This is a genomic window from Acinetobacter sp. GW821-FHT01C12, assembly GCF_059422625.1.
On record NZ_JBWKXD010000004.1, the window covers coordinates 1 to 17821 of the forward strand.

Consider the following 17821-nt stretch of genomic DNA (forward strand, 5'->3'; position numbering starts at 1 on the left):
AGTGAAACCTCTTAGCGCTGATGGTAGTGTGGGGTTACCCATGTGAGAGTAAGTCATCGCCAGCTTTTAAATCTAAAGCACCCCGATCTCTAGAGAGCGGGGTGTTTTTTATGGTAATAAGAAAAATAAGTGAATATAAATTATTTAATTCAAATAAACTGTATTTATAAACTTTAATAAGAGAAGGGAATATATGACAATTCATAATTTAGATGAAGAACTAGAGATATTTACAAAAAAATTTGATACTTCTTATGAAGATAGAGCCGCAACTGTACGAGCACATTTTTTAAGTGCTTATCCTCTAAGTAATCTAAAAAATATTCTTATCGATGACTATGTGATTGGTAAGAGAAACTCATCATTTTGTACATATGTTGAAGCTAAAACTAAAGATTGGGCGAATATACAAGGTGCAACAGCAATTAAGTTTGGTATTTATTTTGGTAAAACAAAATCTGATATTAAACAAAAGTATCGTTTTTCAAAAAAATTTGGTGAAACAAAAAATGAGTCATTTCGACATGTTAAGTTGTCTTTATTAAATCTTATTCAATCTGGTAAATCAAAAAAATTTCGTGAAATTGATGAAAACCCTCTCTCTCAAATGTTTAAGGCTAAAATATTAAGCCTTTACTTTCCTGATATTTATTTGAATATATGCAGTTCTGAACATATCGAAAAAATTGCACTAAATTTGGGTGTTGAAAAGAGTCGATTCATAAGTGAGTATCAACATTTATTATTGGAGAAGAAATTAGAAAATAAAATAACAAAGGATTGGAGTAATCCTAAGTTTATGTCATTTCTTTACGCTAAATTTATTTATAATGATTTACAATCACCACTTCCTAGCACGATTAAAAAGCCTCGCTCAAAATCAGCACAAAAAATTGATTTTGAAAGCATTTTGTTAAATAGAGATGCTATAGGAAAAGCTAGTGAAGAATTTGCTATGGAGTGGGAAAGAAATCGGTTAATTGGGCTCGGTTATAATAGGCTGGTTGAAAAAATAAAAGATTATCGTGATTTTCCATCTTATGGTTATGATTACCTTTCGTTTAGCTCATCAGAACAAAAGAGGTGTATCGAGGTTAAGTCAGTAGGTAAAGATAGGAATAAAAACAGCTTCCGCTTTTATCTTTCTGAAAATGAACTCACTGTCTCAAAGTCTAAAGAAGATGGTGCAGATTATTATTTTTATTTGGTCTTTTATGGAAAGGATGGAAAACCGAATAATCTCATAGCAAAGCGTGCTAAAGACTTATATAAAAGTAGTGAAATTAGTCCTTGTGCATATGTAGTAAGATTTGAGATAGAACTTTAAATATTATTTTAGAGTATAATTTGAGTCTTTATTAGTAAGAATTAAGCAGCTACAAAAAGAAAACCCCATCATCCTGATGGGGTTTTCTTCGTATTGGTGTGTTAGATTTGACCCCTGTCGAATCTCACGTCCTGTGTGTTTTCTTATTCTCAATGAGACTTCCTGTCTCTTTATGTTTGCTATGATAAGCGCAATGCCTAAGTCAGTATATTCGCTAATCACTGCGATTGTTGTAGGTTAAAGCTTACAAGATGATTCAATTAAAAATTAAGACTCAATTCGCTCAGTTACCAATATGAAATGGTGAGATGGATACTTTTGTTTAAAATAAATCGATAAGTTATAACAATACTGAGGGAATTTAAAATGAAGGCTTTTCGACAGTGCTTAATCTATTTACCCCTATTGCTCAGCTGTAGCTTGTTGAGTGCATGTAATGCTCAAAATAATCAAACCACTACGGCTAATTCTTTGATTAACCAGACCTATCAGATCCAAAAAGTAGCGACATTTGATGAACCTTGGGCAATGGCTGAGTTGGCTGATGGTCGTTTACTGATTACCGAAAGGAGAGGAAAGCTAAAACTGTTTGATCCTTCTACATTGAAAAGTATAGAAATTTTAGGGGTTCCCCAAGTGGCTTATGGTGGGCAAGGGGGCTTGGGCGATATTGTTTTACATCCTGATTTTGCAAACAATCATCAAATTTATTTAAGTTATGCCGAAACAGGAAAAGGGGGATATGGTGCGGTTGTGATTCGTGGTGAATTAAATCTACAAGAAAAAAATCCCCGAATAATCAATATCAAAAGAATTTGGGAACAAGTTCCTAAGCTTTCAGGACAAGGGCATTATGCACATCGAATGATTTTTGCAAAGGATGGCAAGCTTTGGATTAGTTCTGGTGAACGCCAAAAATTTGATCCTGCTCAAGATATGAATTCCAATTTAGGAAAAGTTTTAAGACTGAATGATGATGGTACTGTTGTTGCAGATCATCCATTTACTCAGCAAGGTGAGATTGCAAAACAAGTATGGTCGTTGGGTCATCGTAACCCATTAGGTATGGCTTTTGATGCGAAGGATCAATTGTGGGTGGTTGAAATGGGGCCTAAAGGAGGAGATGAGTTAAATCTGATTAAGAAGGGCGAAAATTATGGTTATCCGATTGTTTCCAATGGTGATCATTATTCAGGAAAATCCATTCCCGATCATGCGACACGTCCTGACTTTAAGGCACCAGAAATCAGTTGGACACCAGTAATATCACCCTCCAGTTTGGTCTTTTATCAAGATGAATTATTCCCGAAATGGAATCATAAAGCCTTGATTGGTGGGTTATCTTCAGAAGCGATTATTGTGGTTGATACTGAATCGAAGCCTGTCCGTGAGGTACAGCGTTTAAACATGCAGCAACGCATTCGAGATATCCATCCCGCCCATAATGGTTCGATTTGGGTTTTGGAAGATGGGAAAAATGCGGGGTTATTAAGACTGTTACCTAAATGAAAAATTAATTTAAATCAATGGATTATTATATTATTGAAAAGTTGTGGAAGCAGCTGAATTGATATCAGTTGAATTGTTAGGGTTGTCTAGAAATTATGCTATTCTTTCGATTTACAATAATATAAATCGAGAACAATAATGCCAGCAACTACAATTGAAGTTCGCTATCAATATTCTGTAGCACAAGAAGTGGGCTTAATCGATGCTGTTCATCATGCATTGGTGAGCGCTTTTAAAATTCCTGAATATGATCGTGATATTCGTTTATTGGTACATGAACCACATCGCTTTCAATGTCCACCGAATAAGCTTTATCCTGAAAAATTTACCCTGATTCGTATTGATTGTTTTGCTGGGCGTACACTGGATACCAAGCGAAATTTGTATCGCAGTATTGTAGAGAATCTATCTGTATTAGGGGTTCCCAAAGATCATATCAAAATTTTATTAAGAGAAATTCCCGCTGAAAATTGGGGAATCCGTGGTGGTCAAGCTGCCTGTAATGTGGATTTGGGTTTCGATATTCAAGTCTAGCTCAACCTAATATGAATCAAAGTAGATGGAATAGATTACTCTGTTGATAATATTATTTAAATTCAATGTGTTAATTCAGCTTGTGCGCGCTTATAAGGTGGAGTATATGCTGCGTGAAGCATATCTACGTATCATTAAACTGACGCAATATTGTCATTGAAATGACCTCAAAATGTCATGCTATTGGTTTCTAATAAAGCTCATTTAAATCAATAAAAAAGACCTTTATGAAAAAAATTGCTTACTCTGTTTTAGCGTTAGGCGTATTGGCTTTAACCGCATGTAATGATGATGACAATGATTTCTCATTTGAACCATCTGTCACTGTACCGACCTTGGTTTCATTTGCCAAACTTGATGTCGAAACTTATGCAGCTGGTCCAAACTCAGGTGCCTTTGTAAAGGGCGCCAATGGCATATTCCCACCTTTTAAAGGTCAGCCAGTTCAAGGCTTTTCGGGTGCTGTAAAGAACGGTGATGGCACTTATATGGTCATGGCAGACAATGGCTTTGGTACACAAGACAATTCATCTGACTTTTTACTCCGTGTTTATCAAGTAAAACCTGATTTTCGGACGAAATCAGCAGGATCTGCAAAAGTTCAAGTGATGAGCTTTATTCAGCTTCGTGATCCCAATAAATTAATACCATTTTCAATCATCAATCAAAACAGCACAGATCGTTTACTCACTGGGGCGGATTTTGATCCTGAATCGATTCAACGTACTGCGGATGGTACTTATTGGATTGGGGATGAATTTGGACCATATTTACTGCATTTTGATAAAGATGGAATACTGCTTGATGCGCCGATTGCATTACCTAATCCATTGAAAGCTGGTGTGGAATTGCGTTCTCCGCAAAATCAATTCAATAAAGCCAACATAAATTATGTAGAGCCTTTGGTTCAGCAAAGCGGTGGCTTTGAAGGAATGGCATTGTCTAAGGATGGTCAATATTTATATCCTTTGCTAGAAAAACCGTTAAAAGGCGAGACCACACAACAGCTGCTTATCTCACAATTTGATGTGAAGAAGAAAGCGTATACTGGTCGATATTATTATTTTACCTTGAATGCCAAGGCGACCAATATTGGTGACTTCCAAATGTTTGATGATAAGTCTGGCATTATCATTGAGCGTGATGCGAGTCAAAACAAGTTAGATGGTTATAAGAAGCTGATTCAAATTGAATTAGGGGATTCTGGTAAAGCGGTAAAACGTTCTGACTTAGTTGATCTTATGAATATCGCCAACCCGAATAATTTATATGGGACAGCGCGAGATGGAGATATTGGTACAGCAACAACTTTTGCTTTTCCATTTGAAACAATTGAAGATGTGATTATTGAAAATAAAAATACCTTAACTGTTTTAAATGACAATAACTTTCCAGGTTCATCAGGACGAAATGCAAAGCGTGCGGATGATAATGAAATTATTCAGATTAAATTGCCTAAAGCATTGTATTAATACGCGATAAAATGCTTAGTCTCAACGACCCGAAGCTAAATTAATCTTAGCAAGGGAAAACGCCCTCCTTTTTAAAAGGAGGGCTGGGGAGGATTAAAACTTAAACTGATCAATATTAAGTGAAATACCTGACTTTTTATTGAGGGTAAAGCATCAGTACATACCTTAAACTAGCTGAGCAGATATTCTTATTTTAAAGTACGAAGTAATCTTTAAGCTAAATCGCAGAAAGCCAGTCAATTGACTGGCTTTATTTATGCATCATTCAAGCATGAGGATTAAGCTAAACAGTCTTGTTTCGAAACTTGATCAGGGCAACCCAATGGATTTAAAGCACATTTTAAATCTTCAATTTGTTCATGGGTGACATAGCCTTTAGATTTTAGATAATCTGCAACTCGGTCATCACGTAGACTTAAGAATGCTGCATCATAAACACCTAAATCTACAAATAAAGCAGCTGCTTCTAAGCTATTAAAACGGTCTAGGAACACATCATTGCCATACATCAGGAAAACATGGTCGTAATCCGCATGTGCATCGATTTTTAAACGAGCTGCCAATGTTGTTGGTGAGGTTTTGATAAAAAGCAAATCTGATAATTCATCAAATTGGGTCATATCTAAGATATTTTCGCCGGTTTTTACTTTACCTAACCATGCTTTAAAGACCAGTACCGCACCGCCACGCAGTAACATGCTCCACACTTGATGACGAACTTCATCATTTAAGCATTCGCATTCATCTTCGAGACGTTGAACCAGTTTTTCTTCTTGTTGCGCTAATTTATCAAACAGACCTAAGCCTTGAGGATGGTAAGCAACAGGGGTAAATACATCAAATTTTAATTCCTCAAACACTTGAAGTGCTAAAGGCACAGCTGCTTGATAAATCGTGTTGAGTGCTTGGATTTGTGTGTCGTGGAGTTTGCTGTGTTTAAACAGATCTTGCCAATCAATTTCAGGCAGGATTGCATTTGCACCATATTGACGATGAAATTGTTGAGCTTGGTGTAGCCCATGTGGAACAGTTTCTGAAATATTCATGGTTAAAAATCCTATTTAAAATTGAATTCAAACGCTGTTTTTGTTTTCCTAAACATGAGCGTAGTTTTGTCTTGAAGTAATTTTTGATTTATCTGAGATGCAATAGGAATACGACTAAAGTTGTAGGTAGGGTGAAAAGTAGTTTTTTATTTTTTAAAATCATATAAATAGAAAATTGTAACTAACTATACAAGTGTATATTTACTATTTTGATGTTATTTGCCATAGAAAAGAGGGCTTTGAAGTTTTTAGTCAATAAATGGGTTCGAGTTTTGCTTTTTTTTGAATGCTTTTGCACAAAGCTTAAAAAAAATTGCTATTCCACTTAAAAAAATGCGTTACAAAACCTCTAGAACGCAATGGTCTAGAGGTTGTAAATGTTTCAAAACATTAAAGAAGAACGTGATCAATAAACTGAAAAGGGTTGAACGTAGTGGAAGATTATTTAGAAATCTTCAAGCCAGATAACCATGCACGTAGAGAAGCAGGCTTCAATGGTTTCTTCAACAACACCACGTTGAGGTCTTTAACACGCTCTGGTAATTCAGGATCAGAATCTGCAGTAATCAGTGCTGAAGGAACATTTTCCTGACGGTTTTCAACAATAAAATCTAAGCCAATTTTGCCGTGATTTAAATGCTGATCAACCAACCAGACTTGAATATTTTCTTTTTGAATAATTTCCAACGCTTGTTCAGGTTCAGTGGCTTTAAAGACTTGATAACCCCATTTGGTCAGTAGCGTTGCCATACCCTCCAAAATCGTATCATCATTGTCCAAACATAAGATTTTATAAGCTTTGGCTTTTAATGGTACCGCTTGTACAGGTGATGAAACCACTTTAGGTGCTGCTACCATTGGCACATCAATCATAAAGCATGAGCCTTTACCTAGTTCAGAGTAAACATGCACAGGATAATCAAGCAAACTGGTCATACGTTGTACGATTGCCAAACCAAGTCCTAGGCCTTGCTCACCCCATGGCGAGGTATGTCCACAACGCTCAAACTCTTGAAATAGCTTAATGCGTTGTTCTTCTGCAATCCCCGGGCCAGTATCCCAGACACCGATACGGATATGATTTGGGCGATTAGACGCGCGTAACACACCAACAATCACACGTCCGCGAGCAGTATAACGTAAGGCATTACTGACAAAGTTTTGGATGATACGACGGATCCATTGTGGGTCAGTATCAATCCAGAATTGAGCATCATGGACACGCAATTGGATATTGCGTTGTGCGGCGATTGATTTAAATTGCAGTTCTAAATCACTTAATAAATCATGCAGTGGATAAGCTTGGCGTTTCGGTTGGATTGAACCACCTTCCAGCCGCGCAATATCCAAAAGGGCAGACAACATACTTTCAGCACCATGTAAGGCACGATCAAGTTGTTGTAATGTTTTGCGGTCTTCATCCGATTGTACGCTTTGTTCTAAAGCAGTACTGAATAAGCGTGCTGCGTGCATCGGTTGAAGCAAATCGTGGCTGGCTGCTGCAATAAAGCGGCTTTTTGACATATTGGCTTTATCGGCTTGCTCACGTGCCAGTTGTTGTTCAGATAAGGCATTTGCAAGCTGTTGAGTACGGTCAGACACACGTGCTTCAAGTACTGCTTCATTTTCACGGAATGCGGTAATATCTGCAAAGGTCGTGACAAAACCACCGCCTTCAATGGGATTACCACGCATTTGAATCACACGGCCATCTTTACGAATCCGTTCAAACTCATGTGCGCTACCGACTTTCATCCAATGAATTCGCTTACGTACATGTTCTTCTACCGAGCCTGGACCACATTCGCCACGCTCTGCGTTATAACGAATCAAATCGGCAATTGGGCAGCCGACATAGACTAAATCTTTTGGATAATCAAACAGCTTTAAATATTGATTGTTCCACGCGACCAAACACATGTTTTCATCAACCACACTCACGCCTTGGGTCATGTGGTCAATCATGGTCATGATGAGATTTTGGTTAAAGCGTTGCCATTGTGACGCTTGGTCGAGAATATTTGCCACTTGGCCCAACGCCAAGCCATTATTGACCATAGCCGTGGTGAGTAATGTCCGTGCAGAGGCTGCCCCGATTGTGCCTGCGAGGTATTGTTCAGTGAACCGCCACCACATCCCATTGGCACTGCTATTCTCATTGAGCACCACATTATTCATGGTACAAAATTGCTGAAAGGCATGGGTTGCTGGGCCTTCACCAGTAATCCGTTTGGCTAGTGCAATCAGATCACCAACTTTAAGTTTAGCGACATCATGGTGTAAATAATTAATATCGGTAGAGGTGTTTTGTGCAGGTAAGGGCTTGGTTTCATAATAGAAAAAGCTTTCTGCCTGAATTTGCTCAGCAATACTAGGACGATAAATACGAGAGACCCAAATATATAAGGTAATATTTAAACCAAGTGCCCAGATTACTCCATGAGTAAGCGGGGCAAAAGATTCAAAACCAAATAAAGCTTCTGGTCTTAACCATTCAATATTTAAAGGTCCAAACATCAAAAATTGATGTGCAAACTGGCTATATTCAACAGGTAAGCTACGTAAAATCGTTGGCAATAATAAGGTATATGACCAAAGGATAAAGCCTACAACCAAGCCTGCATAAACCCCTTGGCGACTTCCGCCACGCCAGTATAAACCACCAATTAAAGCCGGCGAAAATTGTGCAACCGCACTAAAAGCCAATAATCCAAAGGTGGATAATTGGTCAATATCATTAAAGAAGTGGAAGAATAAAAATCCGAGCAGCATCACCGCTAAAATACACACACGACGGGTAAATTTAAGTACCTGTGGTAAGCGTTTGTCATGACGAGAAAGAATGCCAAACTTCCATAGAGAAGGCATAATCAAGTCATTACTGAGCATGATGGACAGTGCCACAGAAGAGACTAGTAGCATCCCTGTTGATGCTGAAAAACCGCCCAAAAATGCCAGTAAAGATAACCAGTCTTGGTTATAACTAATCGGTAATGAGAGTACCGCTACATCAGGAATGGTCAGATACTTAGGTGCTGCATGCAGTGCCCAACTGGCGATTGGAATAATGGCAATAATGGTCAGAATCAAATATGCCGCAAACCACCGTCTTGCACCACGTATATGTTTTTCATCGCGTAATTCAACCACGGCCACATGGAACTGACGTGGTAAACAGATAATTGCCAATGAAGCGAGTAATGTTTGAACCCAGAAAGTGTCTGGCACACCAAACAGTTGTACTTCATGAAAAGTTTTTTGCACATCCTGTGAGATTTGTACAATATTTTGTGGATGATCAAAAATAAAGAAAAAGGCCACGCAGAGCAGGGCAAATAGTTTTACAAATGATTCAAAAGCAACGGCAAGCATTAAACCGCCATGTTGTTCTGTATTGGCAATTTGTCTTGTGCCAAACATCATGGCCAAGATCGCCAATACAGCGGTAAGACCAAGCACACCATTGGTGGTGGTGGAGACCACTTGGGTATTGTGATCGAGCATGACGGAAGCGCTAAGCGCAATGGCACGTAATTGTAGTGCTAAGTAAGGAATAATGGCGATTACAGCCAAGATGGTCACTAAGGACGCTAATGTTCCACTTTTTCCATAACGTGCTGCGACAAAGTCGGCAATCGAAGAAATGGCATGATGTTGTCGAACGCGACCTAAACGACGCCAAATGTCATAACCCAGCCAGACAAATAATAAAGGTCCTAAATAAATCGGCAGGAAAATAATCCCCTCACGTACTGCAGCACCTGTTGCTCCATAAAACGTCCAAGAGGAGCAATATACGCCCAATGTTAGACTAAAGAGAAGCATTCTGCCGCGCGTGCTTAATCGACTCGCATGCTTCTCACCAAAGAAGGCGCAAACGAATAGAATGAGGATGTAAAGGGCCAGAACCCCTATAATTAACCAACTGTTCATAAGGACTACAGTATAAAAAGCTGCGCCTATAATAACGCATACATGAACTGTCTCGTTTATTTTGCTCAAAATTTAACGACCAAAGTCTAAGTTACGAGAACCCCACAATATTGTTAATTTTGACCATGTAAAAAAAGACTAAAAAAAGCAACCAGCGTTCTGGTCGCTTATCAAGGAGCATGGTTATGGATGAGAGACAGGTAGAGGCGATTCTACAAAATCCAAAATTCAAGGAAATGGTTGCTAAAAAAAGTAAATTAAGCTGGACATTAACTGCAATTATGTTGTTCGTTTATGTTGGATTTATGCTTTTAGTTGGCTATAACAAAGAATTTTTAATGAGTTCATTTAGTGGTGGCATCACCACTTGGGGAATTCCTTTAGGTCTAGGAATTATTGTTTTATCTTTCGTATTGTGTGGTGTGTACTCATACATTGCCAACAATAAATTGGATCAATTGAATGCAGATGCAATGAAAGAAGTCGAAGCAATCGCCCACGAAAAAGGACTGCACTAAGATGAAATGGAACTCTTTAAAGACTAAAGCAGCTCTTGCATCTACTGCACTGCTTTCTACTGTTGCACAAGCAGGCCCAGATTTAGGTGAAGCTCAGCAGCAAGCGACCAACTGGCATGCAATCATTATGTTTGCAATTTTTGTTGGTTTAACCTTATTTATTACCAAATGGGCTGCAAAACAAACCACCAATACTGCAGACTTCTACACCGCTGGCGGTGGTATCTCTGGTTTCCAAAATGGTTTAGCGATTGCAGGTGACTATATGTCTGCTGCATCGTTCTTGGGTATTTCTGCATTGGTGTTTAGCTCAGGCTTTGATGGCTTGCTTTATTCACTGGGTTTCATGGTTGGCTGGCCAATCGTATTGTTCTTGGTTGCTGAGCGCCTACGTAACTTAGGTAAATATAACCTGTCTGACGTGGTTTCGTTCCGTTTAGAAGAAAAACCAGTACGTACACTTGCAGCAATCAGTTCGCTTGTAGTTGTGGCTTTCTATTTGATTGCTCAAATGGTGGGTGCAGGTCAGTTGATCAAATTGTTATTTGGTTTGAACTATAATATCGCAGTTGTGATTGTTGGTCTTCTGATGATGGCTTACGTGATCTTCGGTGGTATGTTGGCGACAACTTGGGTACAGATCATTAAAGCAGTGATGTTACTTTCAGGTGCAACATTCATGGCGTTCATGGTGATGCATTCTGTCGGTTATAGCTTCTCTGAAATGTTCAGACAGTCTATTGATGTATTTGCAAAAGTACATGATGTCAGTCTTGATGATGCAACCAAAATTATGGGACCAGGCAGTTTGGCGAAAAACCCACTCGATGCTTTGTCACTTGGTTTAGCACTCATGTTTGGTACAGCAGGTTTACCACACATTCTTATGCGTTTCTTTACAGTTAAAGATGCTAAAGAAGCGCGTAAGTCTGTGGTTGTTGCAACAGGCTTCATTGGTTACTTCTACTTATTAACTTTCATTATCGGTTTCGGTGCGATCCTTTTCGTATCAAACAACCCACAATTTATTGATGTTGCTAAAATGGCTGTGACTGGCAAACTAGAATTAGTTGGCGGTAACAACATGGCAGCGGTACACCTTGCAGATGCAGTAGGTGGCGATCTGTTCATGGGCTTTATTTCAGCAGTTGCATTCGCAACGATTCTTGCGGTAGTTGCGGGTTTGACACTGTCAGGTGCTTCAGCAATTTCACATGACTTGTACGCAAACGTACTGAAAAAAGGTCAAACAACCCCTGAATCTGAATTACGTATGTCGAAGATTGCAACACTTGGTCTTGCGATTTTTGCGATGATTTTAGGTATTTTGTTCGAGAAGCAAAACGTTGCCTTCATGGTAGGTTTAGCATTCTCTGTCGCGGCGTGTGCAAACTTCCCAGTATTGGTTCTTTCAATGTTCTGGAAAGGCTTAACTACACGTGGTGCTGTTGTAGGTGGTGTTGTCGGTCTAGTGACAGCGGTGACTTTAATTATCTTATCTAAAGCAGTTTGGGTAGACACATTAAAAATCTCTGATACTCCGATCAACTCATTCAATGGTCCTGCAATCTTTGCTATGCCATTAGCATTCATCTGCTGCTGGTTGTTCTCTGTGACAGATAAATCTGCACGTGCAGAAGCAGAGCGTAAAGCATTTGATGCACAGTTTGTACGTTCACAAACAGGTATTGGTATCTCTGGTGCTTCAGATCACTAAGTGATTTGAGATCAGCTTAAAAAACACCTTCTCGAAGGTGTTTTTTTATGGGTGATGCAAAGCTAGAACTCCATCATCCCAGTTTCAGCTTTTAAGCGATATACAGCTTGTTTGATGCTGATTTATCAGTTGAATGATCACGAAAAATTGAAAGGATTTAAGAAACTCAATGAATATGTTAATTTGAATGTTTAAAAGAACAATCAGAATCAGAAAATATGCGTTCAATGATCGAATTTTGGAAAGGTTTTAAACAATTACCGTCAGCATGGTTATTGTTGGTCCAACTGCTTATTTTAGTTTTATCTGTCTATACCAATGCCAGCAGAAGTTATCAAATTTTAACTTGGTTACTGGGTGTCTCTGCATTACTGATTATTGCCAAAGTGATTCGACAAACACCGACATTTACACTGTTGGGCTTAACCTTTGTCACAGGGGCATTTGTACTGTCCTTTCTAATGTTGATCGGTTTTCATTCTGTTACTTTGCAAATCTTTGCACATTCATTTGAAGCAGCCGCTTATTTTTGTGCAGCATATGGTCTAATCCGTTATATGTTTGCAGATCGTTATTTAACCAAAGATGAGCTGTTTGCTGCAGGTGCAGTATTTACCCTGATCGCATGGGGATTTGCCTTCTTATACAGTATTTGTCAATTGGTGGTTCCGCAGAGCTTTCAAAACCCAAATCATGTTGCGGACTACCAATCTTGGCTGGATTTATTGTTCATTAGTTTTAGTCTGCAATCGGCAACGGGATTGTCCGATTTGATTCCTGTTGCACCTGCTGCGCGGGTGATTTCAATGTTGCAAATGTTCTGTGGTGTGATGTATTTTGCCTTGATCGTCTCACGGATGATTGCCCTGCAATATATTGAAAATAAACCAAAATCATGAGCTAATGATCTTGTTACATTTAGTAAATTGTTGAAAATGTTAATTTAAATTATAATGTGGCCTGAATCCAATCGCTGTTCTACAGGATTCGTCTTTTTTCACACCTGTGAATGCCTTTTTTTGACTTTAAAAAGTCTGTCCATTGAGTATAAAAACCTGGGGGAAATATGCCTTCCAAAAAAATCACTTGGTTTGACAATGTCAATCCAAATGTTTTCTTGAGCACTGTTGGAATTATTGCGCTTTTTTTAGCCGTTGTTGTCTTTGCACCAAATGCCTTTGAACTGATTACTCAAAGGATGAACCGCTGGATCACCGATTCATTTAGTTGGTTCTATGTTTTATCTGTCGCAATATTTTTAATTGTGCTGATTTTTATTGCCTTTTCTGACATGGGTAAAATCAAGCTTGGACCTGATCATAGCCAGCCTGAGTATAGTAATGGGTCATGGTTTGCCATGCTATTTACTGCGGGTATGGGAATCGGGTTAATGTTCTTCAGTGTTGCAGAACCTGTCATGCATTATGTCAATCCACCTGCTGGTGATCCACAAACCATTGAATCTGCTCAAGAAGCAATGAGAATTACCTTTTTCCATTGGGGCTTACATGCTTGGGCTATCTATGCGGTTGTGGGCTTAACGCTGGCTTATTTTGCTTTTCGCTATAACTTGCCACTCAAAGTTCGTTCGGGTTTATTTCCGATTATTGGTCAACGAATTCATGGTCCAATCGGAGATGCGGTCGATACTTTTGCCACCATTGGTACGGTATTTGGTGTGGCTACCACGTTAGGATTTGGGGTAACTCAAATTAATTCTGGCTTAAATTATTTATTTGGCTGGGAAAGTAATATTAGCACCCAAATCTTTTTGATTATTGTGGTGAGTACGCTGGCTTCATTGTCGGTTTTCCTCGGATTAGACAAAGGAATTAAACGACTTTCTGAACTGAATCTAATTTTAGCTTTGGTATTGCTGGGCTTTGTATTTCTTGCTAGTTCCAGTATTTATATCCTACAAGCAACCATTCAAAACGCTGGGCAGTATATTTCGAATTTGTTTAGCATGACCTTTAATTTATATGCTTATCAATCGAATGGCTGGATTGGGGGGTGGACCATTATGTATTGGGCATGGTGGATTTCTTGGTCACCATTCGTCGGTATGTTTATTGCGCGTGTTTCAAAAGGTCGAACCATTCGAGAGTTTATTGTCGGTGTGCTGCTTATTCCGACAGGCTTTACCTTGATCTGGATGGGATTTATTGGCAATGCTGCCTTGTTTAGTATTATGGAACAAGGGCAGACGGGGCTGATTTCTGCGGTACAAAAAGATTCATCAGTTGCATTGTTTGAGTTTTTAACCCACTTGCCTTTTTCAGGTGTGTTTAGTCTTATTGCGACACTGCTGGTGGTATTGTTCTTTGTTACCTCTGCGGATTCTGGTGCATTGGTGACCGATTATCTCACTGCGAAAACAGAAAATTCGCCGATATGGCAACGCTTGTTCTGGACTGTTTTAATGGCGGTCTTGTCGATCATTCTTTTAATGGTTGGTGGGCTAGGCGCGCTACAATCGGCTACCATGATGAGTGCCTTACCGTTCACATTTATCATGCTGCTATTGTGTTGGGGTTTAGTCAAAGCATTGCGCTTAGATGTCACCAAAATGCAGGCTTTACAAGTGGCAAGAATCACGCCGAGAGCTGTGCAAAATCCACGTAGTTGGCAGCAACGTTTAGGCTTAATCATGCACTATCCGCATACATTGGCCGAAGTACAACATTATATTCAGGTTGATGTGATTAAGGCTTTTGAAAGTATTCGTTTTGAGTTTAAACGCCGTGATTTAAATGTGGTGATTAAAGAAACCGAAGACGGTGTTCAACTGAGTGTGGATCATCATGATGAGTTCAATTTTATCTATAAAGTCATTGCACGCAAAATGGTTGCGCCAAGCTTTATGATGAATGAAGAACATCAGGAAACCGATGATTTTTATCAAGCAGAAATATTTTTAAGAGAAGGTGGTCAAAACTATGATGTAATGGAGTGGACGCAAGAAGACTTGATTCAAGACATCATTGATCAATATGAACGCCATCTACACTTCTTAAATGTACTGAGAAACTAAGTTGTTTATTTAAAAAACAAAGGCAATAAAAAAGGACTCGTATGAGTCCTTTTTTGATTCAATTTCTAAGCAACTTAGAAACGGAATTTAGCGTTTAAGCCAACAGTTTGCGTATCACCAACATACGAAATTGCTTGGCCTTTATTGTTTTCGTAGTTTGCATTTACGTAGCTTGCACCAACTGCAATCGCAGGTGTGATGAAGTAGTTTACGTTTGCACCCCAAGCTGAATCAGGCGTACCTTCGTAGCTAGACGCTGCGTAAGAAGCACCAACGCTTAATTGTGGGTTCAAATAGAAATCAGTTTTGAACTGGTATGCAGTCGCATCACCATAGATGATGCCTGATTCAAACGCTAAAGACATATTTGTACCGTCAATACCGCCAACGTATTTAGCACGTGCAGTGATTGCGTCTTGGTCTTCACCAATTGTTGCAGCTTCAGCAGTCGCTTTAGCAACGCCGTTACCCATAACATTGAATGCATCTAAAGCAACTTGGTCAGCAACATTAGTATAACCAACAGCGACTAAGAAGTTTTGAGTAGGAAGAGCACCCACTTCTAATGCAAAACGATCGCCTTGATCATTTGGCAAGCCATTTTTACCGTCAAGGATTGTGTGGCTATAAGAAGCACTTGCGTATGCAGGTACATATGGAGTAGGAACATAAAGTTCAGCTTTAGCGCCGTAGTTATGTGCAACTACACCAGCGTCTAATTCGCCATAGTTATATGCTAAAGAAACATTTGAAGCTTGGTTTAAGAACGCTGCTTCAGCCAATGGACCTTTTGAAGAGTCAACATTTTTGAAGTAGTAAGTACCTTGCAAACCACCAGTGAAATCTTTGTCATTTTCAGTTGTATCGATATACTCTGATTGACCTTGAATTTCAAATTGGTATGCTTGAGCGCCGGTCATGGCTAATAATAAAGCAGTGGCTAAACCGAGTTTTTTCATAATCTTTTCCAATAGGAGAAATTGGTGAAACAGACGGCATTGTATTGTAACAAGATATTAAGTCAATGACGTTTAAGGCCACTGTTTACAAAGTAGATACATGAAATTTACATTGTTTAAAAAACGTACATTTAAACAGCTTTACGTCAACCTGTAAAAAAACTTAATTAGAACAACAGACTAAATTCAGACAAAAGTTTTATTTCATATAAAACAGATATCAAATTGTTAAATTAATACATTTATTTTATTGTTTATTTGTGTTTTTTGATCGATATTACCGATGGTTGTTTTGCGATCAATGTCAAGAAAATGTCATTAAATTCTGCTTATTTTTAGAATTAATTTGTGATTGTATAATCATTTCATGTGAATATTGTTGTTTTATTCTCAATTATTTATAAAAACGATAATTAATTTATATCCGATCAATTTAATAGGTTTTACAAAGTAAAAGATATTTTAGATAATGAGTCAATAAAGTTCATTCATTTTAAATGAATTTTTTTGAGATTTAGAGTTTATATGCCCAGCTTTCCCCAAAGTTGGGCTTTTTTTTTATTTAAAAAATTCAAGGCAAATCGTATTAAACAGACAATAAAAATATTGCACCAATATGTAGCATAATTAAGCAAAAGGTGAATTATGTTGGCATGATTCTTGCCAAAAAAAATCCCAATTTTCAAAGAAAACTGGGATTTTTCGCCAAAATCTGGAGCAAATCAATAAATTCTGCTGAGGAATATTAATAAATTGCCCTAATGGAGTGCATTATGCACCAATATATTGCACCTGTAAATATTTTCTTACATTCAATTTAAAAAATAATTCATGAGCTCATCTACACTATTTCAGATTGAGTCAATGCCTAAGTAAAGTTTATGAGTAATTATCGATTTAAATCTAAAATAAAAAGCAGTGTATTGATCATTCTGAGTAGTTTGGCTTTTTCAGGTTGTGTTTCGAAGCTTAATTTGCATGATCCAGCGTCATCACAAAGAACAAGTGAAATCCCATTGCTGTTTAATTATGCGCAAACTCAAGCCGTCTTTGTGACTTATGATGGAACTCAATTTAAACGTTATGGGAATGATTTAAATAGAGCCAAGACTGCCTATATTCCAGCCTCTACTTTTAAAATGTTGAATGCCTTAATTGGTTTGCAACATGCGAAAGCGACGAATACAGAAGTATTTAAGTGGAATGGTGAAAAAAGATCTTTTCCTGCTTGGGAAAAAGATATGACTTTGGCACAAGCAATGCAGGCTTCAGCTGTACCCGTATATCAGGAACTGGCACGACGTATTGGCTTGGATTTGATGAGTAAAGAAGTCAAGCATGTTGGTTTTGGTAATACCCAAATTGGTCAACAGGTAGATAATTTCTGGCTGGTCGGACCATTGAAAATCACCCCAGAGCAAGAAGCTAAATTTGCTTATCAATTGGCAAAGAAAACATTGCCTTTTGATGATGCTGTACAGCAACAAGTTAAAGATATGCTCTATGTCGAAAGACGGGGTGATTCCAAGCTTTATGCCAAAAGTGGTTGGGGAATGGATGTGGAGCCACAAGTGGGGTGGTACACAGGATGGGTGGAACAGCCGAATGGTCAGATCACCGCTTTTGCTTTAAATATGCACATGCAGACAGGGGATGATCCTGCTGAACGCAAGCAACTGACATTAAGTATCTTGGATAAATTAGGCCTATTTTTTTATTTGAGATAAATGCAGTAGATAAAAAAATGCCCAGTTTATTGGGGGAAACTGGGC

Annotated in this window: 12 protein-coding genes; 9 read left to right on the forward strand and 3 right to left on the reverse strand. The window is 38.4% G+C overall.

All coding sequences use genetic code 11. From position 1 onward, the window contains the following. Positions 1-193: 193 nt before the first annotated feature. From AC07WY_RS11780 to AC07WY_RS11795, 4 genes are all read left to right on the forward strand, one after another. Entirely contained in the window at positions 194-1327 is a 1134-nt protein-coding gene (locus AC07WY_RS11780) for a protein NO VEIN domain-containing protein (RefSeq protein ID WP_494736420.1), read from the forward strand. A 366-nt stretch (positions 1328-1693) separates the two neighbouring features. Continuing rightward, positions 1694-2836 carry a PQQ-dependent sugar dehydrogenase gene (locus AC07WY_RS11785; RefSeq protein WP_494736421.1) on the forward strand — a complete coding sequence of 381 codons (1143 nt, stop codon included), beginning with the start codon at positions 1694-1696 and terminating at the stop codon, positions 2834-2836. 138 nt (positions 2837-2974) lie between these two features. Further along, positions 2975-3370 carry a tautomerase family protein gene (locus AC07WY_RS11790; protein ID WP_494736422.1) on the forward strand — a complete coding sequence of 132 codons (396 nt, stop codon included), beginning with the start codon at positions 2975-2977 and terminating at the stop codon, positions 3368-3370. Between the two features lie 227 nt (positions 3371-3597). Continuing rightward, on the forward strand, positions 3598-4842 hold the full coding sequence (locus tag AC07WY_RS11795; RefSeq protein WP_494736423.1) for an esterase-like activity of phytase family protein: 1245 nt from the start codon (positions 3598-3600) through the stop codon (positions 4840-4842). A 278-nt stretch (positions 4843-5120) separates the two neighbouring features. Here AC07WY_RS11795 and AC07WY_RS11800 read toward each other — a convergent pair whose 3' ends face one another. Further along, entirely contained in the window at positions 5121-5888 is a 768-nt protein-coding gene (locus AC07WY_RS11800) for a hypothetical protein (RefSeq protein ID WP_034612732.1), read from the reverse strand. A gap of 441 nt (positions 5889-6329) precedes the next feature. Further along, entirely contained in the window at positions 6330-9821 is a 3492-nt protein-coding gene (locus AC07WY_RS11805) for a PAS domain-containing hybrid sensor histidine kinase/response regulator (RefSeq protein ID WP_105713782.1), read from the reverse strand. A 185-nt stretch (positions 9822-10006) separates the two neighbouring features. Here AC07WY_RS11805 and AC07WY_RS11810 point away from each other — a divergent pair, with 185 nt between their 5' ends. From AC07WY_RS11810 to AC07WY_RS11825, 4 genes are all read left to right on the forward strand, one after another. Further along, positions 10007-10339 (forward strand): DUF485 domain-containing protein, encoded by a 333-nt coding sequence (locus AC07WY_RS11810; RefSeq protein WP_004725226.1) that lies wholly within the window; start codon positions 10007-10009, stop codon positions 10337-10339. Between the two features lies 1 nt (position 10340). After that, positions 10341-12056, forward strand: a complete 1716-nt coding sequence (locus AC07WY_RS11815; RefSeq protein WP_004816490.1) for a cation acetate symporter — start codon at positions 10341-10343, stop codon at positions 12054-12056. 218 nt (positions 12057-12274) lie between these two features. Beyond that, positions 12275-12955 carry an ion channel gene (locus tag AC07WY_RS11820; RefSeq protein WP_004725230.1) on the forward strand — a complete coding sequence of 227 codons (681 nt, stop codon included), beginning with the start codon at positions 12275-12277 and terminating at the stop codon, positions 12953-12955. Between the two features lie 167 nt (positions 12956-13122). Next, entirely contained in the window at positions 13123-15090 is a 1968-nt protein-coding gene (locus AC07WY_RS11825) for a glycine betaine transporter (protein WP_056517627.1), read from the forward strand. A gap of 74 nt (positions 15091-15164) precedes the next feature. On the opposite strand, the gene omp33-36 is transcribed toward AC07WY_RS11825, so the two are convergent. Continuing rightward, positions 15165-16049, reverse strand: coding sequence for a porin Omp33-36 (gene omp33-36 / locus AC07WY_RS11830; RefSeq protein WP_034612715.1), 885 nt, complete (start codon positions 16047-16049; stop codon positions 15165-15167). A gap of 881 nt (positions 16050-16930) precedes the next feature. Here omp33-36 and blaOXA point away from each other — a divergent pair. After that, positions 16931-17776, forward strand: a complete 846-nt coding sequence (gene blaOXA / locus AC07WY_RS11835; protein ID WP_494736424.1) for an OXA-274 family carbapenem-hydrolyzing class D beta-lactamase — start codon at positions 16931-16933, stop codon at positions 17774-17776. The last annotated feature ends 45 nt before the right edge of the window (positions 17777-17821 follow it).

Bases quoted from the DNA above. Each gene is read 5' to 3' on its own strand.
- AC07WY_RS11780 (WP_494736420.1), top strand. From the start codon at position 194: ATGACAATTCATAATTTAGATGAAGAACTAGAGATATTTACAAAAAAA.
- AC07WY_RS11785 (WP_494736421.1), top strand. From the start codon at position 1,694: ATGAAGGCTTTTCGACAGTGCTTAATCTATTTACCCCTATTGCTCAGC.
- AC07WY_RS11790 (WP_494736422.1), top strand. From the start codon at position 2,975: ATGCCAGCAACTACAATTGAAGTTCGCTATCAATATTCTGTAGCACAA.
- AC07WY_RS11795 (WP_494736423.1), top strand. From the start codon at position 3,598: ATGAAAAAAATTGCTTACTCTGTTTTAGCGTTAGGCGTATTGGCTTTA.
- AC07WY_RS11800 (WP_034612732.1), bottom strand. From the start codon at position 5,888: ATGAATATTTCAGAAACTGTTCCACATGGGCTACACCAAGCTCAACAA.
- AC07WY_RS11805 (WP_105713782.1), bottom strand. From the start codon at position 9,821: ATGAACAGTTGGTTAATTATAGGGGTTCTGGCCCTTTACATCCTCATT.
- AC07WY_RS11810 (WP_004725226.1), top strand. From the start codon at position 10,007: ATGGATGAGAGACAGGTAGAGGCGATTCTACAAAATCCAAAATTCAAG.
- AC07WY_RS11815 (WP_004816490.1), top strand. From the start codon at position 10,341: ATGAAATGGAACTCTTTAAAGACTAAAGCAGCTCTTGCATCTACTGCA.
- AC07WY_RS11820 (WP_004725230.1), top strand. From the start codon at position 12,275: ATGCGTTCAATGATCGAATTTTGGAAAGGTTTTAAACAATTACCGTCA.
- AC07WY_RS11825 (WP_056517627.1), top strand. From the start codon at position 13,123: ATGCCTTCCAAAAAAATCACTTGGTTTGACAATGTCAATCCAAATGTT.
- omp33-36 (WP_034612715.1), bottom strand. From the start codon at position 16,049: ATGAAAAAACTCGGTTTAGCCACTGCTTTATTATTAGCCATGACCGGC.
- blaOXA (WP_494736424.1), top strand. From the start codon at position 16,931: ATGAGTAATTATCGATTTAAATCTAAAATAAAAAGCAGTGTATTGATC.